Origin of the sequence: Blautia faecis, assembly GCF_020554845.1 — a bacterium.
Classification (GTDB): Bacteria; Bacillota; Clostridia; order Lachnospirales; family Lachnospiraceae; genus Blautia_A; species Blautia_A faecis.
On record NZ_JAJCIA010000009.1, the window covers coordinates 1 to 21,148 of the forward strand.

General features: G+C 42.6%; 18 protein-coding genes and 1 other annotated feature. Of the genes, 3 read left to right on the top strand and 15 right to left on the bottom strand.

Annotation, left to right across the window (positions count from 1 at the left end):
- The first annotated feature begins 292 nt into the window (after window positions 1-292).
- Window positions 293-1,177, top strand: a complete 885-nt coding sequence (locus LIZ66_RS06255) for a hypothetical protein (RefSeq protein WP_148463753.1) — start codon at window positions 293-295, stop codon at window positions 1,175-1,177.
- A gap of 107 nt (window positions 1,178-1,284) precedes the next feature.
- Here the strand turns inward: LIZ66_RS06255 and LIZ66_RS06260 are convergent, their stop codons facing one another.
- The 5 genes from LIZ66_RS06260 to LIZ66_RS19120 all read right to left on the bottom strand — a co-directional run bounded on the left by LIZ66_RS06260 (window position 1,285) and on the right by LIZ66_RS19120 (window position 4,869).
- On the bottom strand, window positions 1,285-1,716 hold the full coding sequence (locus tag LIZ66_RS06260; protein ID WP_148463752.1) for a hypothetical protein: 432 nt from the start codon (window positions 1,714-1,716) through the stop codon (window positions 1,285-1,287).
- Window positions 1,717-2,022: 306 nt separating this feature from the next.
- Window positions 2,023-2,709, bottom strand: coding sequence for an RNA polymerase sporulation sigma factor SigE (gene sigE, locus LIZ66_RS06265; RefSeq protein ID WP_173772878.1), 687 nt, complete (start codon window positions 2,707-2,709; stop codon window positions 2,023-2,025).
- 57 nt (window positions 2,710-2,766) lie between these two features.
- The gene (locus tag LIZ66_RS06270; protein WP_227200669.1) at window positions 2,767-3,612 is read right to left on the bottom strand and encodes a sigma-E processing peptidase SpoIIGA; all 846 of its coding nucleotides are present in this window, start codon (window positions 3,610-3,612) and stop codon (window positions 2,767-2,769) included.
- Window positions 3,613-3,863: 251 nt separating this feature from the next.
- Window positions 3,864-4,601: a type I 3-dehydroquinate dehydratase gene (gene aroD / locus LIZ66_RS06275; RefSeq protein ID WP_308768392.1), complete on the bottom strand. Its 738-nt coding sequence runs from the start codon at window positions 4,599-4,601 to the stop codon at window positions 3,864-3,866.
- Window positions 4,486-4,869: a DUF6783 domain-containing protein gene (locus LIZ66_RS19120; RefSeq protein WP_308768393.1), complete on the bottom strand. Its 384-nt coding sequence runs from the start codon at window positions 4,867-4,869 to the stop codon at window positions 4,486-4,488. The genes aroD and LIZ66_RS19120 overlap by 116 nt, the downstream gene beginning before the upstream one ends.
- On the opposite strand from LIZ66_RS19120, the gene LIZ66_RS19125 reads away from it, so the two are divergent.
- On the top strand, window positions 4,789-4,989 hold the full coding sequence (locus tag LIZ66_RS19125) for a DUF6783 domain-containing protein (protein WP_306467801.1): 201 nt from the start codon (window positions 4,789-4,791) through the stop codon (window positions 4,987-4,989). The two genes, LIZ66_RS19120 and LIZ66_RS19125, sit on opposite strands and share 81 nt — an antisense overlap.
- The gene (locus LIZ66_RS06280; RefSeq protein ID WP_227200671.1) at window positions 4,986-5,855 is read left to right on the top strand and encodes a shikimate dehydrogenase; all 870 of its coding nucleotides are present in this window, start codon (window positions 4,986-4,988) and stop codon (window positions 5,853-5,855) included. Before LIZ66_RS19125 ends, LIZ66_RS06280 begins: the two co-directional genes overlap by 4 nt.
- Before the next feature lie 172 nt (window positions 5,856-6,027).
- On the opposite strand, the gene thrS is transcribed toward LIZ66_RS06280, so the two are convergent.
- The 10 genes from thrS to LIZ66_RS06330 form a co-directional block, all read right to left on the bottom strand.
- Entirely contained in the window at window positions 6,028-7,962 is a 1,935-nt protein-coding gene (thrS, locus tag LIZ66_RS06285; protein WP_227200672.1) for a threonine--tRNA ligase, read from the bottom strand.
- A gap of 217 nt (window positions 7,963-8,179) precedes the next feature.
- Window positions 8,180-8,387, bottom strand: a binding site (T-box leader).
- A gap of 72 nt (window positions 8,388-8,459) precedes the next feature.
- Window positions 8,460-9,206 carry a YdcF family protein gene (locus tag LIZ66_RS06290; protein WP_227200673.1) on the bottom strand — a complete coding sequence of 249 codons (747 nt, stop codon included), beginning with the start codon at window positions 9,204-9,206 and terminating at the stop codon, window positions 8,460-8,462.
- Between the two features lie 207 nt (window positions 9,207-9,413).
- Window positions 9,414-9,929, bottom strand: a complete 516-nt coding sequence (locus tag LIZ66_RS06295; protein ID WP_227200674.1) for an SEC-C metal-binding domain-containing protein — start codon at window positions 9,927-9,929, stop codon at window positions 9,414-9,416.
- A gap of 347 nt (window positions 9,930-10,276) precedes the next feature.
- Window positions 10,277-11,098 carry an HAD family hydrolase gene (locus tag LIZ66_RS06300; protein ID WP_227200675.1) on the bottom strand — a complete coding sequence of 274 codons (822 nt, stop codon included), beginning with the start codon at window positions 11,096-11,098 and terminating at the stop codon, window positions 10,277-10,279.
- Between the two features lie 138 nt (window positions 11,099-11,236).
- Window positions 11,237-12,517: an adenylosuccinate synthase gene (locus LIZ66_RS06305; RefSeq protein WP_118578517.1), complete on the bottom strand. Its 1,281-nt coding sequence runs from the start codon at window positions 12,515-12,517 to the stop codon at window positions 11,237-11,239.
- A gap of 61 nt (window positions 12,518-12,578) precedes the next feature.
- Window positions 12,579-14,012 (bottom strand): adenylosuccinate lyase, encoded by a 1,434-nt coding sequence (purB, locus tag LIZ66_RS06310; protein WP_118578518.1) that lies wholly within the window; start codon window positions 14,010-14,012, stop codon window positions 12,579-12,581.
- A gap of 197 nt (window positions 14,013-14,209) precedes the next feature.
- Window positions 14,210-16,096, bottom strand: coding sequence for a beta-L-arabinofuranosidase domain-containing protein (locus LIZ66_RS06315; protein WP_330663572.1), 1,887 nt, complete (start codon window positions 16,094-16,096; stop codon window positions 14,210-14,212).
- 70 nt (window positions 16,097-16,166) lie between these two features.
- A complete protein-coding gene (locus LIZ66_RS06320) occupies window positions 16,167-17,894 on the bottom strand; it encodes an extracellular solute-binding protein (protein ID WP_227200677.1) in 1,728 nt (575 codons plus the stop codon).
- Window positions 17,895-18,072: 178 nt separating this feature from the next.
- Entirely contained in the window at window positions 18,073-19,896 is a 1,824-nt protein-coding gene (locus LIZ66_RS06325; RefSeq protein WP_227200678.1) for a sensor histidine kinase, read from the bottom strand.
- Window positions 19,893-21,125, bottom strand: a complete 1,233-nt coding sequence (locus LIZ66_RS06330; RefSeq protein WP_227200679.1) for a response regulator transcription factor — start codon at window positions 21,123-21,125, stop codon at window positions 19,893-19,895. The genes LIZ66_RS06325 and LIZ66_RS06330 overlap by 4 nt, the downstream gene beginning before the upstream one ends.
- Between the last annotated feature and the right edge of the window lie 23 nt (window positions 21,126-21,148).

Here is a 21,148-nt window from a genome sequence, read left to right on the forward strand (position 1 = left end):
CACTGCCGCAAGGAATCGTCAAGCACTTTTTACAAAAAAGTTTATATTTTTTTGTTCAAATTATTTGTCGAATCATGTCGAACTCTTTTTCTTGCATTTTAGCCCGCCATGAGCTATACTATAACAAAGCATTTCATTTCAGTAAGTCTATTTAATATCATCTCTGGTATCTTCGGCGCTCTGCCGCTTCAGAAATCTCATGCTTTTCCCATATAGCAGCAGGAAGGTTTCTGACCAAAATGTAGAGATTTACATTAAGAGGCCTTCCACCATCTTTATAAGGAGGTCTTCTATGAACAATGTATCTTTACCTGTAAACCGTATTTACAAGGATCGACTCTACAAGATGATTTTTAATGACAAATCAGAATTACTGAAACTTTACAATGCAATTAACGGAACTCATTATGATGATCCTGCAATGCTAACAATTACTACATTGGATAACGCAATCTACATGACAATGGAAAATGATCTTTCCTTTATTATTGATATGCGCCTGGCACTTTATGAACAACAGTCCACGGTAAATCCCAACCTGCCTTTACGCTTTCTCATGTACATAACAGATATTTATTCAGCCTATACGAAAGACATGAACATATATGGTTCCAAGAAAGTGCAGATTCCGCTGCCTTCCTTCGTAATCTTTTATAATGGTGTGAAGTCGCAGCCAGACAGGACAGAATTTCTTCTTTCAGAGTTATTTCATCCAACAACCGACCAACCAGCGTTGGAATTGAAAGCGGTTATGCTTAACATCAATAAGGGGCATAACCAGGAATTAATGAATGCCTGTCATACCCTTCGTGATTACTCCGAATATGTTGCTCGCATTCGTACCTATTCTGCTGAAATGCCACTGACTGACGCAGTTGAGAAGGCAATTACCGAATGTATCCATGAAAACATCCTGCGGGATTTTTTACTAAAGAACCGAGCGGAGGCGAAAGCTATGAGTATTTATGAATATGATGAAGAGAAAACCTTGCGTATGTTTCGGGAAGAGGGTTATGAAGACGGAGAACGGAATGGAAAAATCCAGGCAACTATTGAAATGTGTTTGGAATTTAACCTCTCTTCAGATGCCATTGTTCAAAAACTAATGACGAAATTTCAGTTTTCTGAAAACCAGGCACAGGAATATCTAGACAACTATATAGCTCAAAATTCTTAAACTAATTTTTTCTATGAATAATTGTAATTTCATAATATCCTTGCGCAAAACTGGCGGAGGATAAATACATTCCTCATCTGGAAGCATCTCCCCCGCCGCCTTATTTCCTACAGAAATTCCTTCAGCTTCTCCACATTCTCCTCTTCGAATTCCTGCAGCCGTTCCATCAGTTTTTTGATGTCTTTCTCCACGTCATTTTCGTACTGATGAAGCTTTTTCACGGCTTCGGTAATTCCCATGCTGCTGCCCTGGATCAGCATTTTGGCGATGTGGGAGGTGGAGTCATCGGCCATGGTCTGGAGGTTAACCATAAGGTAGGTGCGGATTTTTTCAAAGGTGCCAAGACCTTTTTCGTCATATCCGTTCCGATTCAGAATATCCCTGGCTTCGTTATGAAACTTCCGATAGCCCTCAATCTGCTTTTCCAGACATGTCTGCAATTTTTCGTCTTCCGTGATCTCAAGCAGCTGCTCCAAGGTGTCTATACCCATCTGGGAATTCTGATACACATAGTTTAGAAATTCTACATCGGCATTCATAAGCGTGTCTCCTTTACTGTAAATTCATTTCTTTACATATGAAATAATAAAACTATCCTCTATGTCTATTGTAGAATTCCCATTTTTGCCGTTATTATTCCAATACACACCCATATTCTGTCCTTCTTTTCGCTAAGTATAATTTCCAAATCAACCCATAGCCTGCTTGCGCCATTTTGTTATTTTGATAAAGATTCCCTCCAAGCCATGCTTACATGGACAAAGAAGCCACAAATATTTGAAAGGCTGGACAGTATGAACAACAGAAGCAGACCATGCAAAGCCTCAACTTGCAGCTATTCACTTTTACTCATACTTCACAATTTCCTTCTTCAATCTCTTCATGATCCTTTTTTCCAACCTGGAAATATAAGACTGTGAAATTCCCAGAAGGTCCGCCACTTCTTTCTGTGTTTTTTCCCTTCCCTCCTGTCTTCCAAGCCCGAACCGCAGTTTGATAATCGTCTGCTCCCTTGGAGAAAGCTTGGAAATTGCTTTTCCAAGAAGCTTGATCTCCACCTCGTTCTCCAGCCTCTGGGAGATCACATCATCATCCGTTCCCAAAATATCGGAAAGCAAAAGCTCGTTTCCGTCCCAGTCCACATTCAGAGGCTCATCTATGGAAACCTCCATTTTCGTCTTACTATTGCGTCTGAGATACATAAGAATTTCGTTTTCAATACATCTGGATGCATACGTAGCCAGCTTAATATTTTTTACCGGGTTAAAAGTATTGATTGCCTTGATCAGCCCAATCGTACCAATGGAGATCAGATCCTCCACACTCACACCTGTATTATCAAACTTTTTGGCTATATAGACCACCAGCCTGAGATTGTGCTCGATCAAGGTAGACTTAGCTTCTTTCTCCTCTGGTGTACCCAGTTTTTCAAGGATCCTCGCTTCTCTTTGTGTTTCCAGTGGCGGCGGCAGAATATCACTTCCACCAATATAATAAACCTCTCCCTGTCTGCCGAGCAGGAATCTGGGCATTACCTGAAATGGATAATACGCTGCACTTGCTGATCTGTTCATGAATAAGTCCCCCTCCTAATGCAAAATTCTGGAATTCAACAGTACCTGGTACTCTTTTCCCAAAGCAGAGGGTTCCACGGCCAGCGCCAGCACCGGATTTGCCACATGAATCACCTCCCTGGGAGTGTGAATACAAAGGTCATCTAACACCACTGCCAGCAGTACGCCTTCCTCCCCGATTGTCTTATAGGGCAAAAAGTGCGGATGCAAGTCAGCCGGCTCTGTACCTTCCAGCTCCCCTGGGTTCTCCTTAAGGTGTTTCAGCCTGTCTGCATTTTCCTGCGGAAGCAATGCTTCCAGAACCTCCGGTTTTATAATAAATACCTCCTTCTGGCTGATGGGGTCTACAAGAAAATTTCCTGTATCCCAAAGCCCGAAAAACGGTTGTACATTTCCCCGATAGGACAGGGTAACTGGATAAATATTTTTCCATCTGGCACGGAAAGAATCGCTAAGATAGATCAGTGCACTAAGTCCCATGTAGGCTCCTGCGGCAACAATCAAAAAGCGTATGGGTGTCGTCTTTTTTACAGGTGCCGCTTCCATAAGGCCTCCCATGAAAAAAGCCATCAGGTAAACAGTCACCAGTGCTTTTACCAGAAGTCCGTTTTTCTTAAGATCCAGTCCAAGAACCAGCATGCCCCAGGCACATCCTCCATGGAGCAGTACCTTTGCAGGAAAAATCATATCCGGCAGTACATATAAAATGAGGCAGGAAAACAGAGCGCCAACGGCTGCCGCCAGCAAAATCCTTCCACGATTTCTTTTTCGCAGGAAAAGCTTTCCTACAATGCGAAGAAGAACGTAATCCATTAAAAGATTCGTCAGAAAGACGATGTCTATGTATACGTCATAATACATAAAAAGCCCCCTGTGGCCTGTCGTCCGTTACCTTTTGCGGTAACGTCAATCCTTCACTTTGGTAAGTGAACCCATTATACGGTCACAGAGGGCGCAGATTTTGTCAAAAAGGGGCGGGAAATCCTAAGAATTTCTCGCCCCAAATCGACAGCATGATCTGTCATTTTTCGTTATTTTGTTCTAAATTAATTCTGTCAATATTATTTTCAATTAAAGCAATTCATTTTTTCATGCTTCGTGCAAAATTAATTCTACTGCTTTAATTCGTCTTCTTCATTTTTCTCATGTAAAGCATCCAGAAGACTTCTCAGTTCTCCAATCGGAAACTGTCCCGGTGCAGATGCGGCGTCAACTGTTCCAAAGGTAATGCCAGAGCCGAAGTTCTCTCCGGAAATTCGGGTAATAGAACCAATACTTCCCATTGCCATGGATACCAAAGGCTTTTCGCACTCCTGTCTCATAGCATTTGTTGCCTCCATAATTGCTGCCACGTCTTCGAAACCATGAGGCATTACCGCCATTTTCAAAATATCAGCGCCTGATTTTTCCATTTCGCGGAAGCGGTTTAAAAGAACCTCCTGGCTGTCTGTTTTGTGGAAATCATGGGAAGAAGCGATCACTTTGACTCCTTCTTTTTGAAGCTCTGCCACCAGCTTTTTCTTCTCTTCCGAATTACTCATAATTTCCACATCAACCAGGTCTGCCTTTTTGCCTTTTGCAATATTTATATTGCAGGCAGCGTAATCCTCCAGAGAAATGGTAATATTTCCGCCTTCCTCACTTGTCCGGATTGTAAAAAGCAGTGGTGTTTCACCAAGAATTTCTGCCAACGCTTCAAGCACATTCTGGCAGGCTTCCGGATTCATCAGTTCTTCAAAGAAATCTGCACGCCATTCCACCAGATCTGCAGCCGCTTTTTTCGCATCCTCTGCTTCCTGGCAGATTTTTTCTCTGGTAGTTCCAGTAAGAGGAACGCAGATTTTCGGGATTCCTGCTCCAATGGTCAGGTTCTTTATCTGAATAGGTTTTGTCATTTCTTGACATCTCCTTTCTCATAGAATAATATATACTTAGTAATACTTTAATGATTTCCAGTTTTAAACTAAATGAAAGTTCATGTTCCAATATCTTAAGGCTGTTCATACTAGAGCGTGTTTGAAAAAGGCTTTCTGCAAGATGTGCGTCACAATTTGTGGGAGATTTCGCTCGGATGAGGGCGCCGTAGCGGGCTACGGCAACCGAATTCGGGTGAAATATACCGCAAAGTGGGGCGTGCAGATTGCGGGAATGATTTTTCAAACACGCTCTACCCCGGATCAGTCACTGCTATTGCCTTGGACTTTCAAAATAATAGAAACTTCAGGAGGTACCTTATGATCCCAATTACCGGTCACACACAGCTTACCGCACTTCTTGGAAGTCCGGTGGCACACAGTATTTCACCACTTATGCACAATGAAGCATTCCATCTTCTTGATCTTGATTACACTTATCTTTGCTTCAATGTAAACGAGGAAAATCTGGAAACTGCTGTCATGGGACTGAAAACTTGCGGAATCCGTGGCTTCAACCTTACCATGCCAAACAAAAACAAGATCGTGGAGCTTCTGGACGAGCTTTCCCCTGCTGCCCGACTGATCGGCGCTGTGAACACCGTAGTCAATGACAATGGACGCCTTACCGGCTATAACACTGACGGTGTAGGATACATGCAGGCTGTCAGAGATGCAGGATATGATGTGATCGGAAAAACCATCACCATCATGGGGGCCGGTGGTGCAGCTACTGCCATCTGTGCACAGGCTGCCCTTGACGGGGTAAAAAAAATCCATATTTTTGCCCGTGAGACCAGTCGTTTCTGGAACCGCACACAGAAGCTGGTGGAAAATATCAACGCCACTCTTCCCTGCCAGGCCATTCTTCACGAAAACAAGGATAAAGAAGAACTGGCACAGGCTATCTCCGAGAGTGCGCTTCTTCTCAATGCCACCTCAGTGGGGATGGCTCCTGATACAGAAGGGTCCATTATTGAAGATACCAGTCTTTATCATCCGGATCTGATCGTGTCAGATGTGGTCTACAATCCCCGTGAGACACGATTCTTGCGCGAAGCAAGAGAGGCTGGCTGCCGCACCTTCAACGGTATGTATATGCTGCTTTACCAGGGGGCTGAAGCGTTCCGTCTGTGGACAGGAAAAGAAATGCCAGTGGAGGAAATTAAGGCGAAATACTTTTCCGAATAATGCATTCATCTGCTATAATTCACAAGATTATATATTTTTCACCTAATCCAGCTATATTTTATAACAATGTTAATATTTTCAAGAAAGGCGCCGCATCTCACAGCAGCGCCTTTCTTTTATATGGAAATCACGTTCCTATTTATTCACTTAAAACTTTTTCGGAAAATCCGGCTTATTTCCGCTCTTCCTGAACCTCTACCTTACGGTTCTCTCTGCTCTTGATCTCAGCTTTGATAGAAGTAATGAACTCTCCAAGATCCTTCGCACCTTCATCTCCCAGGAAACGGCTTCTTACAGAAACTTTGCCCTCTTCCTCTTCTTTGGCACCAACAACCAGCATATAAGGAATCTTCTGAAGTCTTGCCTCACGGATCTTGTAACCGATTTTCTCAGCACGGGTATCAATTTCGACACGAATACCAGCCTCTTTCAGCTCGTTTACAACCTTTTCTGCATAATCCATATATTTATCAGAAATCGGAAGCACCTTCACCTGTACAGGAGCAAGCCATGTTGGGAATGCACCTGCAAAATGCTCGATCAAAATACCGATAAAACGCTCGATGGATCCAAAGGCAACACGGTGGATCATGATCGGACGATGTTTCTCGCCGTCAGCACCAACATATTCACAATTAAAACGGAGCGGAAGCTGGAAATCAAGCTGGATAGTACCACACTGCCAGGTTCTTCCGATGGAGTCCTCAAGATGAAAGTCAATCTTCGGTCCGTAGAACGCTCCGTCTCCCTCATTTACTACATAATTAAGCCCGAGGTCGTCAAGAGCTCCGCGAAGAGCGTCTGTAGCCATCTCCCAGTCCTCATCACTTCCCATGGAATCTTCCGGACGTGTAGAAAGCTCTACGTGATATTTGAAACCAAACAGCTGATATACCTCGTCAATCAGTTTTGCAACCCCTTTGATCTCCTCACGGATCTGCTCCGGCATCATAAAGATATGGGCATCATCCTGTGTAAAGCAACGTACACGCATAAGTCCGTGAAGCTGTCCGGATTTTTCATGACGATGTACCAGACCAAGCTCACCCATACGAAGCGGCAGATCACGGTAAGAACGTGGTTCTGACTGGTATACAAGAATACCTCCCGGACAGTTCATTGGCTTGATTGCAAAATCCTGATCGTCAATTACAGTTGTATACATATTTTCTTTGTAATGATCCCAGTGTCCGGATGTCTCCCAAAGATGACGTGCCAGCATGATCGGTGTGGAAATCTCAACATATCCTGCTTTCTGATGGATTTCTCTCCAGTAATCAAGAAGAGTATTCTTCAGAACCATTCCCTTAGGAAGGAAGAACGGGAATCCAGGACCTTCGTCGCTCATCATGAACAGACCAAGCTCTTTACCAAGCTTTCTGTGGTCACGTTTCTTAGCCTCTTCCATACGGGTAATATATTCGTCCAGATCTGCTTTCTTTGTGAAAGAAGTTCCGTAGATTCTGGTAAGCATTTTATTCTTCTCACTTCCTCTCCAGTAAGCACCTGCAATGCTGGTAAGCTTGAATGCTTTTACCGGTTTGGTTGTCATAAGGTGAGGTCCTGCACAAAGGTCAACAAACTCACCCTGCTGATAAAAGCTGATCTCAGCATCTTCTGGAAGATCTTCGATAAGCTCCACTTTATATGGCTCATTTTTCTCTTTGAAGAATGCGATTGCTTCTTCTCTGGATTTGGTAAAACGGGTAATCGGAAGTGCTTCCTTTACCACTTTCTTCATCTCAACTTCGATCTTTGCAAGATCCTCTGTAGTGATCGGGTTCTCGCTGTCAATATCATAATAAAATCCGTCTGCAATAGATGGTCCGATTGCAAGCTTTACATCCGGGTACAGTCTCTTGATTGCCTGTGCCATAATGTGGGATGTGGTGTGACGGAAAGCGCCTTTTCCACCCTCATCCTCAAATGTCAGGATGCTTAACTCGCAGTCCTTGTCAACTACATGTCTAAGGTCAACAACTTCTCCGTCAACCTCTCCTGCACATGCAACTCTTGCAAGGCCTTCGCTGATATCAGCCGCAATGTCGATAACGGATTTTGCTTCTGCGTATTCTTTTTTAGAACCGTCTTTTAATGTGATAATCATGATTCGTGTCTCCTTTTCTTTTTCTGAAACTGTATCCGGCAGGAAACTGTCTGATACGAAAAACGTATGGTAACGTTTGACTGAGCACTGAAAACCAAACATTTTCTGTACTCCCATGCAGGGACGAGACGAGCTGCAGTCTCCAAGGTCACACACAAACGTGGACTTTAACTCATTGCTCGTGAAAAACAAAAGCCCCTTACAATGCTCTCACACTGTAAGGGACGAATATACTCGCGGTTCCACCCTGCTTGCCATAGCATACGTATCTGTAAACCAGGCCACTTATTTGATGGTAACGGAATCACCGGACCGGATTAGGGCCACTCGGAGGTAGTTTTCAACTGTTTCCTGATAAGGCATTTCCAGCCGCCTGCCTCTCTCTGAAACATTCCACAGTTTACTCTTCTCGTCAACGTGTTTTCTTATCACTGTGTCCCATTATAGCCTTGGGTTTTGGGTTTGTCAATAATCTGCAAAATAAAGATGATAAAAAATTAGATATTTCCCCGAAGTTTTTCTTTTACAAGTGCTGCTACTTCCCGCACCACATAATGCACCTGCATAATAGGATCTGATACCGCCGCAATTCCATAAGGATGTTTATATCCCAGCTTTTCCGCCAATTTTACTGCCCGGTACACATGAAAATTATTTGACAATATTCCCGTATTTTTCTTACTGCACCCGGTAAGCTCATCGGAAAATTTCAGATTTTCTTTCGTGCTTGTAGACTTCTCTTCCAACACCAGCCGCTCCTGTGAAATACCATGCGCTGTCAGATAATTCTCCATACATTTTGCTTCCGTAATATCCTCCCCCAAGCCCTGTCCGCCGGAAAGGATCAGCGTGGTATCTTCATTCTCCCTGGCATATTTCAGTGCCGCCTTCAGACGAAGCTCCAGGGCCTTGGATGGTACATCTCCTTTTACATGAGCGCCTAACACAACTACATAATCCAGGTTCTTTTTCCCGGAAGACTTCATTCCGGAAATCACACAGCTGCAGATAAATCCAAAACAGATAATTCCGACCAACACTGCTACCATGATCACCGTTCCCAGCCATCCAGGGAAAGCTCCCGGATGATTTCTTCCATAGCGGAACAGCACGGCGCCACCCTCAAAAAACACTGTAAGAAGTACCCAGAACCAGGCAAAATCAGCTGTAATGCCAGCATATACCACGATCAGCACATAATAAGCCAGGCTTAAAATTCCGGCGCAAAAACAAAATAAACTCAAATTCTTTTCTCTCTTTCTAAATTCAAATCCACTCTGCGTGTTTCACTCATTACTCGCACAAAGCAAACTGATTCATACTTGTAGAACTCATAAATCAACTAATTTTCCTATAAATATACACGAAACGGATTGCCTGGCAGTTATCCACCATTGCAATCCGTCCCCACAGCCGGAATCCACCGGATCCCGGTCAGTATTCACATTCTCTTATTTATTTCTTCCGCAGCAGAATTTATATTTCTTTCCGCTTCCGCATGGACACGGATCGTTACGTCCGATCTTGTGTGCCTTTACAACAGTACCGGATTTCTTCTGCTCAAGATAAAGCTCTTTACGTTTCTCCGGGGTAAAGATCTCGTCCCACTGTGGAAGATTGTAAAGCCAGTCAGCCTTAGCGTCTACCATGTTCTTGTAAAGAAGCTCTTTGTCAAAACAAAGACTTACGGTAGTATTCTCATCCATAGTCTCGATCGGATTCTGAACCTTAAGGCTGTCATTGATTCCATCAAGGAAACCAACCATGGTGAGCACTTCCTGATTATATTTCTCAGCCAGCTCTTTAACTGTACCAGTAACTACTTCGTCCGGATTCTCAAGAAGCTGTGCATAAATGTTCTTCTCAATGTTAAAATATTTTGCCCAGAACTGCTGAAGTTTATTACGATCTGCCTGCTGGTCATAGGCAATGGCACGCCACTGCTCTAAAATGGTCTTGTCGCTCATTTCTTATTCCTCTTTTCAACAAAATTTCGTAATTATGCCGTTTTACAGCTGAAAATTATTATACCATCTTTTGCTGAAAAACACAAATCTTATTTTTTCTCCAAAATTTTCTTGCAGATTTTTCATAAAATTCATACTATTTTTCTGTAACATATGTATAAAAAGACTGCAACAGGTTCATACTATGAGTGTTCAGTAAAATGAACCAACAAATTCATTGAACCCCCTTCAATGATGATGCAATACAAAAGATAAGCGAGATTAACTTATATCCTCCCCGAAACGCCCCGGCTTCTGAAGTACTAGCTGAAGCCGGGGCGTTAACTTTCCTGTTTTGCTGTTTTTTTCTATTTTACTCCAAGCTTCTCCAGTTCCTTTGCCGCCTGCTTCAGATCATGGAATTCAATGGCATGAATACCAAGCTTTCTTGCAGCCTCGCAGTTCTCCGGGCGGTCATCCAGGAAAACGCTCTCCTCCGGTTTTAAACCGAATCTGGAAAGAAGTGTCTCATAAATATCAGCCTCCGGTTTGATCTGCTGAACCTCACAGGAGAAAATCACACCATCCATATTTTTCAGAAAAGGCATTTTACCTGGTCTTGTCTGATCCAGCATGAATTGGCTGTAGTTTGACAGAATGTACAGATGATAGCCCTGGCTTTTCAGATAGCTGGTCCAGGTTTCGGCGTAATCCTTAATTCCAATTGTTTTTCCTGATTCTTCGATCACACGCTTTACATCCGCTTCGTACTCGGCCGGAAGTGCTGCGATAAACTGTTTCCGGTATTCTTCTTCAGGAAACAGGCCACGGTCACGCTCATTCCAGATCTGGCTCTTAAAAACCTTCTCAGCAATCAGCTTCTCTTCTTCTGCCGAAAAGTGGAACGCTTTCAGATAGCTTTCCCAATCATAGGAAACCAGAACCTGTCCCACATCAAAAATAATATTTTTCACTTCGCCCTCTGCCTCCTTATTCTCTTTCTTCAGAAGTTTATAAACCATCAAAAATACATAGGCCAGAACAGGCACCAGAATTACAGTGCCCACTGCCGCCTTAAAATTCCCCTGTGCGTTGTCGCCGCTGCCAAAAGCAAAGATCATAGGCAGACAGCAAACTGCCAGTAAGACTACCACTCCGAAAACAGCAGCGATTCTTTTAAAATTTTTCATTCTTATTTCCTTTTTTCTCTGATACAGCTTACGCCGGAGAGAATCTCCGGCGCAGTCACATTTCAATTACCAGTCACTCTGTAACCAGTAATGTATTCTTACTTACAAGCGTCTGATATGCAGCCGCTTTTTTCCCAATCATTTATTTCTGTAAATAATATCGTTTCTTCCTGGTCCGTTGGAAACCATGGTAATCGGGTATCCGATCTTCTCTTCGATGAATTCAATGTATTTTCTGCAATTCTCCGGAAGATCCTCATAGTTCTTGATTCCACGGATATCACATTTCCATCCAGGAAGCTTCTCGATCACCGGTTTTGCTTTCTCAAGTCTGGCTGTGGTCGGGAAGTCTGTGGTAATCTCTCCGTCGATATCGTAAGCAACACAAACCGGGATCTCATCCAGATAGCCAAGTACGTCAAGTACTGTAAATGCAACATCTGTAGCACCCTGAAGACGGCAGCCGTATTTGGAAGCAACACAGTCATACCATCCCATACGTCTCGGACGTCCTGTGGTAGCGCCGTATTCTCCGCCATCACCACCACGTCTTCTAAGCTCGTCAGCCTCTTCTCCGAAAATCTCGGAAACAAATGCACCGGCACCTACCGCGCTGGAATAAGCCTTGCTTACAACAACAATCTTCTGGATCTCATATGGAGGCACACCTGCTCCGATTGCACCATATGCTGCCAGTGTGGAAGAAGAGGTAACCATTGGGTAAATACCATGGTCAGGGTCTTTCAAAGTTCCAAGCTGTCCCTCAAGAAGGATCTCCTTGCCCTCTTTCAGTGCATTATTCAGATACAAGGAAACGTCGCATACATATGGTGCAACCATTTTCTTGTATTCCATCAGCTCTGCAAAAAGCTCATCAACGTTCAGAAGCGGTTTGTGGTATAAGTGCTCAAGAAGAACGTTCTTAGTTTCACAAACGCTTGCCAGTTTCTCCTTCAGGCGATCCTCGTCAAAAAGCTCATTTACCTGAAAACCGATTTTTGCATATTTGTCAGAATAGAAAGGTGCGATACCGGATTTAGTAGAACCGAAAGATTTGCCTCCCAGACGCTCTTCCTCATACTGGTCAAACAGAATGTGGTACGGCATAACCATCTGTGCTCTGTCAGAGATCAGAATCTTCGGTGCCGGAACACCTTTGCTTACAACCTCATTGTATTCTTTGAAAAATACAGGGATATTCAGTGCAACACCGTTGCCGATCACACTTGTGGTGTGTCCATAAAATACACCTGACGGCAAAGTGTGAAGTGCGAATTTACCATAGTCGTTTACAATAGTATGTCCCGCATTTGCACCACCCTGGAATCTAACGATAATATCAGCTTTCTCAGCGAGCATGTCGGTAATTTTACCCTTACCTTCATCTCCCCAGTTTGCTCCAACTACTGCTTTGATCATAACTCAAATTCCTCCTGTGTCTGATCTGAATTTCATTAAAAAAGAAAACAACAACCTTTTATCATACATTAATCTCAGCTGTCATTCCAAGCATTTCCTTGTGGGAATCCAGAACCGGATTTACAACTTTTGCAATAAAGCTTTCGGTCTGCTCTTTGGCACGTCCCACATATTTCTTCGGATCCATGGTCTTCTGAAGCTCTTCCAGGGTCAGGTTAAATGCCGGATCTGCTGCGATCAGCTCAAGAAGGTTGTTGTCCTTACCTTCTACCTTAACATTCCTGCCTGCTTCCATGGAAAGCTCACGGATGCGCTCATGAAGCTCCTGACGGTCTCCACCTGCTTTTACTGCGTCCATCATAATGTTCTCAGTTGCCATAAATGGCAGCTCAGCCATCATGTGTTTCTCGATAACCTTCGGATAAACCACAAGGCCATCTACAACATTCAGGCACAGATCCAGGATTCCGTCAATTGCAAGGAAGCCTTCCGGTACGGAAAGACGCTTGTTGGCGGAGTCATCCAGGGTTCTCTCAAACCACTGGGTAGCAGAGGTGATGGCTGGATTCAGGGCATCTACCATCACATATCTGGAAAGGGAAGCAATACGCTCACTTCTCATCGGGTTTCTCTTATAAGCCATAGCGGAAGATCCGATCTGGGATTTCTCAAATGGCTCCTCTACTTCTTTCAGATGCTGAAGAAGACGGATATCGTTTGACATCTTGTGTGCACTTGCTGCAATTCCTGCCAGAACATTGACAACACGGGTATCAACTTTACGAGAATAGGTCTGTCCGGATACCGGATAGCATTCCTTGAATCCCATCTTGGCAGCGATCATCGGATCGATCTTGTCGATGGTCTCCTGGTCTCCTTCAAACAGTTCCAGAAAGCTTGCCTGTGTACCTGTAGTACCTTTAGAACCAAGAAGCTTAATGGTGCCAAGAACATATTCCAGATCTTCAAGATCCATCATGAATTCCTGTGTCCACAGTGTGGCACGCTTTCCAACGGTAGTTGGCTGTGCAGGCTGGAAATGGGTAAATGCAAGTGTAGGCTGATCTTTATATTTGTCAGCGAACTTGGAAAGCTCTGCAATTACGTTTACCAGTTTCTTCTGAACCAGCTTCAGAGCTTCTGTCATAACAATAATGTCTGTATTATCTCCTACATAACAGGATGTTGCTCCCAGGTGGATGATTCCCTTTGCTTTCGGGCACTGCACACCGTAAGCATATACATGGGACATAACATCGTGACGTACTTCTTTCTCACGGGCCTTGGCAACATCATAATTGATATCGTCTGCATGAGCTTTCAGTTCATCAATCTGTTCCTGGGTGATGTTCAGTCCAAGCTCCTTCTCAGTCTCTGCCAGAGCGATCCAGAGTCTTCTCCAGGTGCGGAATTTCATATCCTGTGAAAAAATGTACTGCATTTCCTTGCTGGCATAACGCTCAGACAAAGGGCTTGTATATCTGTCTGTACTCATTCTTTCTCTCCTGTTTCTAAGTAAGTTTTTATCATTTACTTTGCGGATCAACTGTTTTTTTCCACATACAAGGGGATTATATAACATCCAAAGATTTTAAGCAAGCCCCTGATGGAATTTCGTGTTCACAATTTCACACTCTGAATTCCAAAAAATTTCTTTTTTGTCCTTTATCTTACAGATTTTCTGCCGCACATTTATTTCGTCTGTAGCCATACTTCCATTTCCGTATCCCGTCTCCAGGTTTTTCCGGCAGACGCATAATCCACCATCAGGAAGGTCTCTTCCCCTATGGTGACGTCAAACAGACACTGATACTTCTTTTTCAAGGTATTGGATAGCGCTTTTCTTGTATTCTCAATTTTCAAAGGTCCGTTCAGTGCTTCTTCTTTCCGGCAGTCCATAATCGTCCCTTCTTTTTCCTCCAGGCGCTTTTCTCTTGCCAGAACCAGCGGACCATATAGCACAGCCATTCTTTTGGCACTGTCGGCATCCTCCGGATTCTCCATTCCCCACAGGATTCTGGGGTTCATATCCAGATTTAATACAATCTCATCTCCATCTTTCCAGGTCCGCTTTAAGGAAAAATATTTCTCTGCTTCCGGAAGAGCGGCATCTTCATTATTTTCTGCCGTTCGCACTGTCAGCCTGCATGTCCTGGAAAATTCAGGAATTCGAAGCTCTGTTTCGAACCAGACCTCCTGAGTCATGCTCAGTTTCATGCGAATTTCCCCATTTACCGGATACTTTGTTTTTATTTCCATTTGTACGGGAACACTGTCAATCAGAAACTCAAGTTTTCCCGGCATATACAGATTCATTCTTACCAGCCTGTCTTGCACTTCTGTTCCAAGAAGCGGGACAAGCGCTGTTCCAGCTGCTCCGATTGCAATGCAGCAGCCGCAAAAAGCCTGGTTTTCCTCCATTGCCTTAAATCCTCCCACTGCACGGCCACGTATATTGGAGCTTAATGGACTATAACTGTCAAATGCGGGAATACAGCCATCTTTGTCTGCCGTATAACGGTCATACACCTGCCTGTAATAGGGTTCATCAAAACGGGTTTCCTCTCCACAGACTGCCTTTTCAAAATTAACAGAACCATAAAGTACATTAAATGCCGTTCTCTCAATTTCATCAATATATTTGATATCTCCTGTAAAATAGTACATTCTGCGCAGCAACCTCATCCAGGTAACTGATACGCAGGTTTCCAGCATGATTCCGTCATATTTTGTACCACTCTGCATAAGACTTCCATGATCCAGCAATTCGTTTTTGCAGCCAAGACCTCCCACTACCGTTCTCTCTGATTCCAGAAGCTTCTCTACAAAATTTTTTACAGCAATCTGCCATTTTTCTTCTTTGACAACAAGGGAATATTCCAGCAGACCTTCAAAGCAGGACATTAGCTCATATGCTTTTACAACCGGATATTCATAAGGATACAATTCATTCTGGTAAGCAGCTTCAAAAATGTTAAATTCCCGGGCTCCACCGCAATCTACAATATAAGCTGCAAAATCCAGATATTTTTTTTCATGCACAATGCGGTACAGCAGAACCACCGGCTCCAGAATAGAGCTGGAATTGATTCCCTGCCAGATATCAGAAGTTTCTGTAATCTTCTTTTTTCCAGATTCCTTTCCTACATGCGCCATAATATAATCCAGATGTCTTTCTGCTGACTGGATCACTTTTCTTTTTTTCTCTTCTTCTCTGCAGATATTATAATAACTGATCAGCCCCATAAGTACATATTTTCTGCCCCACATATCCCATCCCTGGAATTCTGCTTCTTTGCTGTATGTGGAGATTCTACCTTCCCCATCCTGATAAAAAAGGAGCTGATTCACAGACTCTGTGAGAATTTCATATAATTCTTCATCCCGGGTATAAAGGTAGGTCTCACATGCACCACGCATAAGCTTCCCCCAGTATTCCCCTCTCCAGCCAAGATCTCCATCATCCGGGCAGCCGGCAAACTGATCTGCTGTCAGTTTCCATAAGCTTCTGTTTTTCAACTGCTCTTTTTCTACAAAACGCGCTGCTGCGTCTGCAATTCCGTTGTATTTCATTTTCATTATATTCTCCTTTATTTGGTTAAAAAGAGCCGTGAAAACTTTCACGGCTCTTAGATTTTTATGACTATGTTTATTTAAATGTTTCTGCTGCTGCCTTTGCATCCTCAAAGTTTGCCTGAACTTCTTCCAATACCTGATCATATCCCATTGCATTGATATCACTGATCATCTTTTCTCTCTGAGCTGCAAAAGCATCATCATCCTCGCAGGTAATAATTTTTGCAATATTTGCCTGTACATACTCGAATGCCTTGTTGCCAATTCTTGTAGCTTCATCAGATATAGGCTGCATTAAAGTTGCTGCCAGACCAACTGTAGGATCTTCATTATTTGTTTTTAATTTTCCTTCATCAACCAGCTGTTTATAAACTTCTCCCGGATACTGTGCTTTTCCGTCAGTATAATAATTGCAGAAATCCTTATCAATCTCTGAAACACTAGATAAAACATATTTCTTAGAAAGAGTTAAATCTACCGGTTCTCCATCTGCACACTGATTGGTTTCCCATAAAGGTGATAACCATTTATACTTGCCAATTCCCTGTACTCCGTCAGTCGTATAGCCAGAATACTCTTTATCATTGCTGGTAAAGTTTTCAAGGCGCTTTCCAATCAGTTCCGGCTCTCCATCCACAACATCCCAGTCTTCGCCAGGAACTCCTGTACGTACCAGTCTTGCACCTTCATCAGAGGTCATAAATTCAATCAGTTCCATTGCACGTTCCGGATATTCACAGTTTGCACTGATTACAAGAGCGTTTGCAGCCTGATATCCTAACGGATTTGCATATGGATAAATTTGCATTGCATATGGGAAAGTACCAGGAATCATATACATTGCTGCATCTTCACCGCAGATGTTTTTATCCGGCTGTGTCCAGTTATAATTACATACCAGAACCTCTCCGTTTTTAATTTTGTCATCATACTGACTGTTTTTCATGGTAAATGCTTCCGGATCCATAATGCCCATCCGATAAGCCTTGTTATAGAAGGAAAGAGCTTTCCACAATGGTCCGTCTTCTACCGTAAACATATCTTCAAATTCACCGGTTTCATTGTTTATGAACTGATTATTTCCTGAATTTGTATAGCCCATATCAAATGGGTAACTGATCATATAAGGCCAGATTCCCCAGTCAGACCAGCCAGACAATGCATAAACCTTCTTGCCGTCTGCTGTCGTCGGATGTGCATCTACCATCTGTTTTAAGACATCCAGATATTTGTCTTCAGTGCTGACATCCGGATATCCTAATTCCTTATAATAATCCCATCTTGTAAAAAATCCTACAAAGCCATTCTTATTTGGCAGATCTTTATTCTCTGTCTGAACATTTGTCGGAATAAAATAAGTACTTCCTCCGCCAATAATATCTTTTGAATACTTTAATGCATCCGGAAGTTTTTCTTTCAGATTATCTCCATTTTCTGCAAGCCAGTCATCCATGGCCCATAACGATCCTGCATCGATCAGATTTTTAACATCAATATCTCCGTTATGAAGTTCTACAATATCCGGAAGATCTCCACCGGAAGCCATCACTTTTAATCGATCTGTACTTACATTTGTATATTCCAGTACGATTCCCAGTTTTTCCTTAATATAGCGTCCTACCGCATCATCTGTGGAAATACCGTCCATTCCGGTTTCTCCCATGACTCTGAGAGTAATTACTTCCTTTTCTTCTCCAGCCTCAGCCTGCACTGCCAGGGCTCCGTTGCTTACCATAATTCCCCCAACCATCGCAGCACATAAAGTTGCAGATGTAACCTTTTTCCATAAATTCCTTCTCATTTCCTACCTCCTGTTTTCTTTTTTGGTGTTGCGCCGTGTTTTGTTTCTGTAAAAAGGATACCAAAAACAGAACACATCTTCCAGAAACAACCTTCCGATTTTTGGCATAATTCTATGCACATCTTATCCCCGTCACATTCCTGGTTTATGGAAAAAAGCCACGATTTTTATAACTATTTTACCATTTTTCTTCTTCATAAGGAATCCGGACCAGTACCTGGAAACCGTTCTCATTATCACTGCCAATTTCCACTCCGTTTTCCATGTCATAAAGAAGCTTGATTCTCTGATATATGTTTCTGAGCCCAATATGTCTGCCGTCATCCTCCATATTCAGACTTGCACGGAGCTTCTCACAGTTTTCCCTGCTTATTCCAATTCCATTGTCATATACGCATAATTCCAGGCAGTCCCTGGTTTTATACTCTTTTCTTTTCCCTTTTACGTATATCTGGAATTTTTTATGCTCCTGCATTTCTTTTTCTGCCAGACCATGAAAAAAAGAATTCTCCACAAGCGGCTGCAAAATGAATTTCGGTACCATAGCAGACATAAGCGCACTGTCTGCTTCTATACCTAGCACTGTTTTTTCACCATATCTGTAATTCATGATCTTGCAGTAATTTTTGATATAAGCCAGCTCTTCCTCCACTGACCACTTGTTACGTGTGTCCCGGAAAATCGGTTGGACCATTTCAGCCAGTGCATCCATGCAGTCTACAATATCATTTTCACCTTTCACAATTGCCATCCATTTCACCGTATTCAGCGTATTGTACAAAAAATGAGGATTGATCTGGGACTTCAGTGCCCGTATCTGTGCATCTCTTTTTGATTTTTCATTTTCCACATTTTTGTGGATCAGATTTGATATTTCCAGTGTCATTTTATTATAGCTGTTCACCAGAAGAGAGAACTCATCCCCATTCTCGTGGTCTTGCTCCAAAACAATGCCAAACTGCCCGTTCTGTACCATTTTCAGCGCATCTATCACCTTTACAAAGGGCGTTGTCATATATTTCACCCAGAATACAAGAAACAAAATGGAAATGGTTACCGAAGCGACAATTGCCAGAATAAAAATTTCCTGGACATCCCGGATGTCTCCTAATATTTCAGATATTGGAGTTTCATTTACCAATGTCCAATTACAAAAGCCCACCGGATAACACAGGATCAGATTTTTACCGGATTCAAATATTTTTGGGGCAGCTTCTGGCTGCAGCATTAAATTTTCTTTTTCATCCCCTATCTCATATACATTTGTTTCTGAAACAGTCCTTCCAAACTGGTCGATCATATAGGTTTCCTCTGACCAGCCTCCATCTTCTGAAATTGAATTGTAATAGCTTACAAAATGTTCCAGATCCACATTCAACACAAGCCAGCCATATTTTTCTCCCCGGAAAATAGGCCTACACACGCTTACATAATTCAACAGTTTCTGGTTATCCCTGTCATTTTCCACAAAATCACTGCTGTTATAGCCGCCATACCAGATTGGTTTTTTCTGTGGAACTGCGTTCCGGTTCTTCAGTCTCTCTGTGTAGAATTTCCCCCTTTTCTCACTGTTTTCAGAGGTAATGTTCCAGTTTCCGTCAGCAAATAAGGTTACATCTTCCGCATTATAAAAAACAATGGAATCAATAAAGCTGTACTCTGCCAGAATCGTGTCTGTCATGCTGAAAAAATCAATTCTTTGCTCTATCATGCTAGTTTGAGAGCCATGGGATACTACCAGGCTTGCCAGATCGGAACCATTTAAAACACGAAGGGCAACCTGGTCAACTTCTCTTCCAAATGTATCCAGGTTCTGTTCCAGCTGCTTATAAGATCTTAGAAGTTCCGTTTCTGTACGTGTTCTTAAGGCTCCCTTCACTCCCATATAAAGACCTATAAAGCTTATAATGATCACAAGCAGAAAGCTAAGGGATACTGCTATTATCATTTTTCCAAAAACACTTTTATAAAATGGAATTTTTACTGTATCATCTTTTTTCATAAAATATTCCGCTTTCTGAAGCTGCCTGGATTCTTTCCGGAAACCTTCCGAAATATCTTGCTGAAATAGCTGTCGTCCCCAAAGCCAGTGAGTTCTGCTACTTCATGGGTTCTAAGATCGGTTGTGGCAAACAGCTCCTTGGCCTTCTCTACTCTCTGTTCTGTAATATAATCCACGAAGCCTACCTGCATTTCCTTTTTCCACATGCTGCTGAAATAGTTAGGACTTAAACATACAATTTCCGCAACCTGGTTCAAGGTAAGCTTGTCTGCCAGATGCTGGTCTATGTACTCTTTTGCTTTATAGATTTCAATACTTAACTGTTTCAAGTTCTGTGCTTTCTGATCTTCTTTCTGTTTTTCTGTTTCATTCTTCTTACATTCCTGGTACCTGTCGGAAAGCTCTGTCCAGGAACGTCCCACACCGCTGATTTTCCAGCAGACCTGCGCCATAATATGTTCCCGCAATACCCGGGCAATTTCCTTCAGGATCGTTTTCGTTTTCTGGTTATCCTCTTCCGTTTCTTCAATTAAAAGAAGATAATTTTTTTCATTCTCCCGGATCAGTTCTCCATTTTTATATTTTCCCAGTATTTCCTCTGTCATATTAAAGATCAGGAATTGGATCAAAGCTCCTTGTTCGTCTTTTGTTTTTTCACATACCTCTTTATAATTTGCAATTTCCATCCTGCAGATTCGGTATGATTTTTCCGAAACCTGAAAATCAAGCTTTTTTAACTGTTCCCGAAAAGTATTTTCATTAATCTGGTGATAAAAAACATACTGCCCGAATAAATCTGATTTATCCTGCACTGCTTTTGTTTCATTTTCGGAATCGGGATTCTTCTGTTCCAGTTCTTTACATACCTTCTCCATTGCTTTTTCAATCTCATCAGGTTTCATTTTTAGTTTTAAAATATAATCAGACACCCCTAGCTTCATAGCTCTCATCAGATAAGAAAATTCTTCATAACAGGTCAGTAGGACAATCCTGGTGCTCTGATCCTGTTCCCGTATTTTTTCGATCAGTTCCAGTCCGTCCATAACCGGCATTTTAATATCTGTCATAACAATATCCGGTTTTTCTTTCTCGTATATTTCCAGGGCTTCTTTTCCATTGGAAGCATCTCCAATTACATCCAGCCCCAGTTTTTCCCAGTTCACCATGGACCTTAATCCACATCTTACCAGCACTTCATCTTCCACAATAAGAATTTTTCGTCTTGTCATTTGCTCTCATTCCCACCCATACA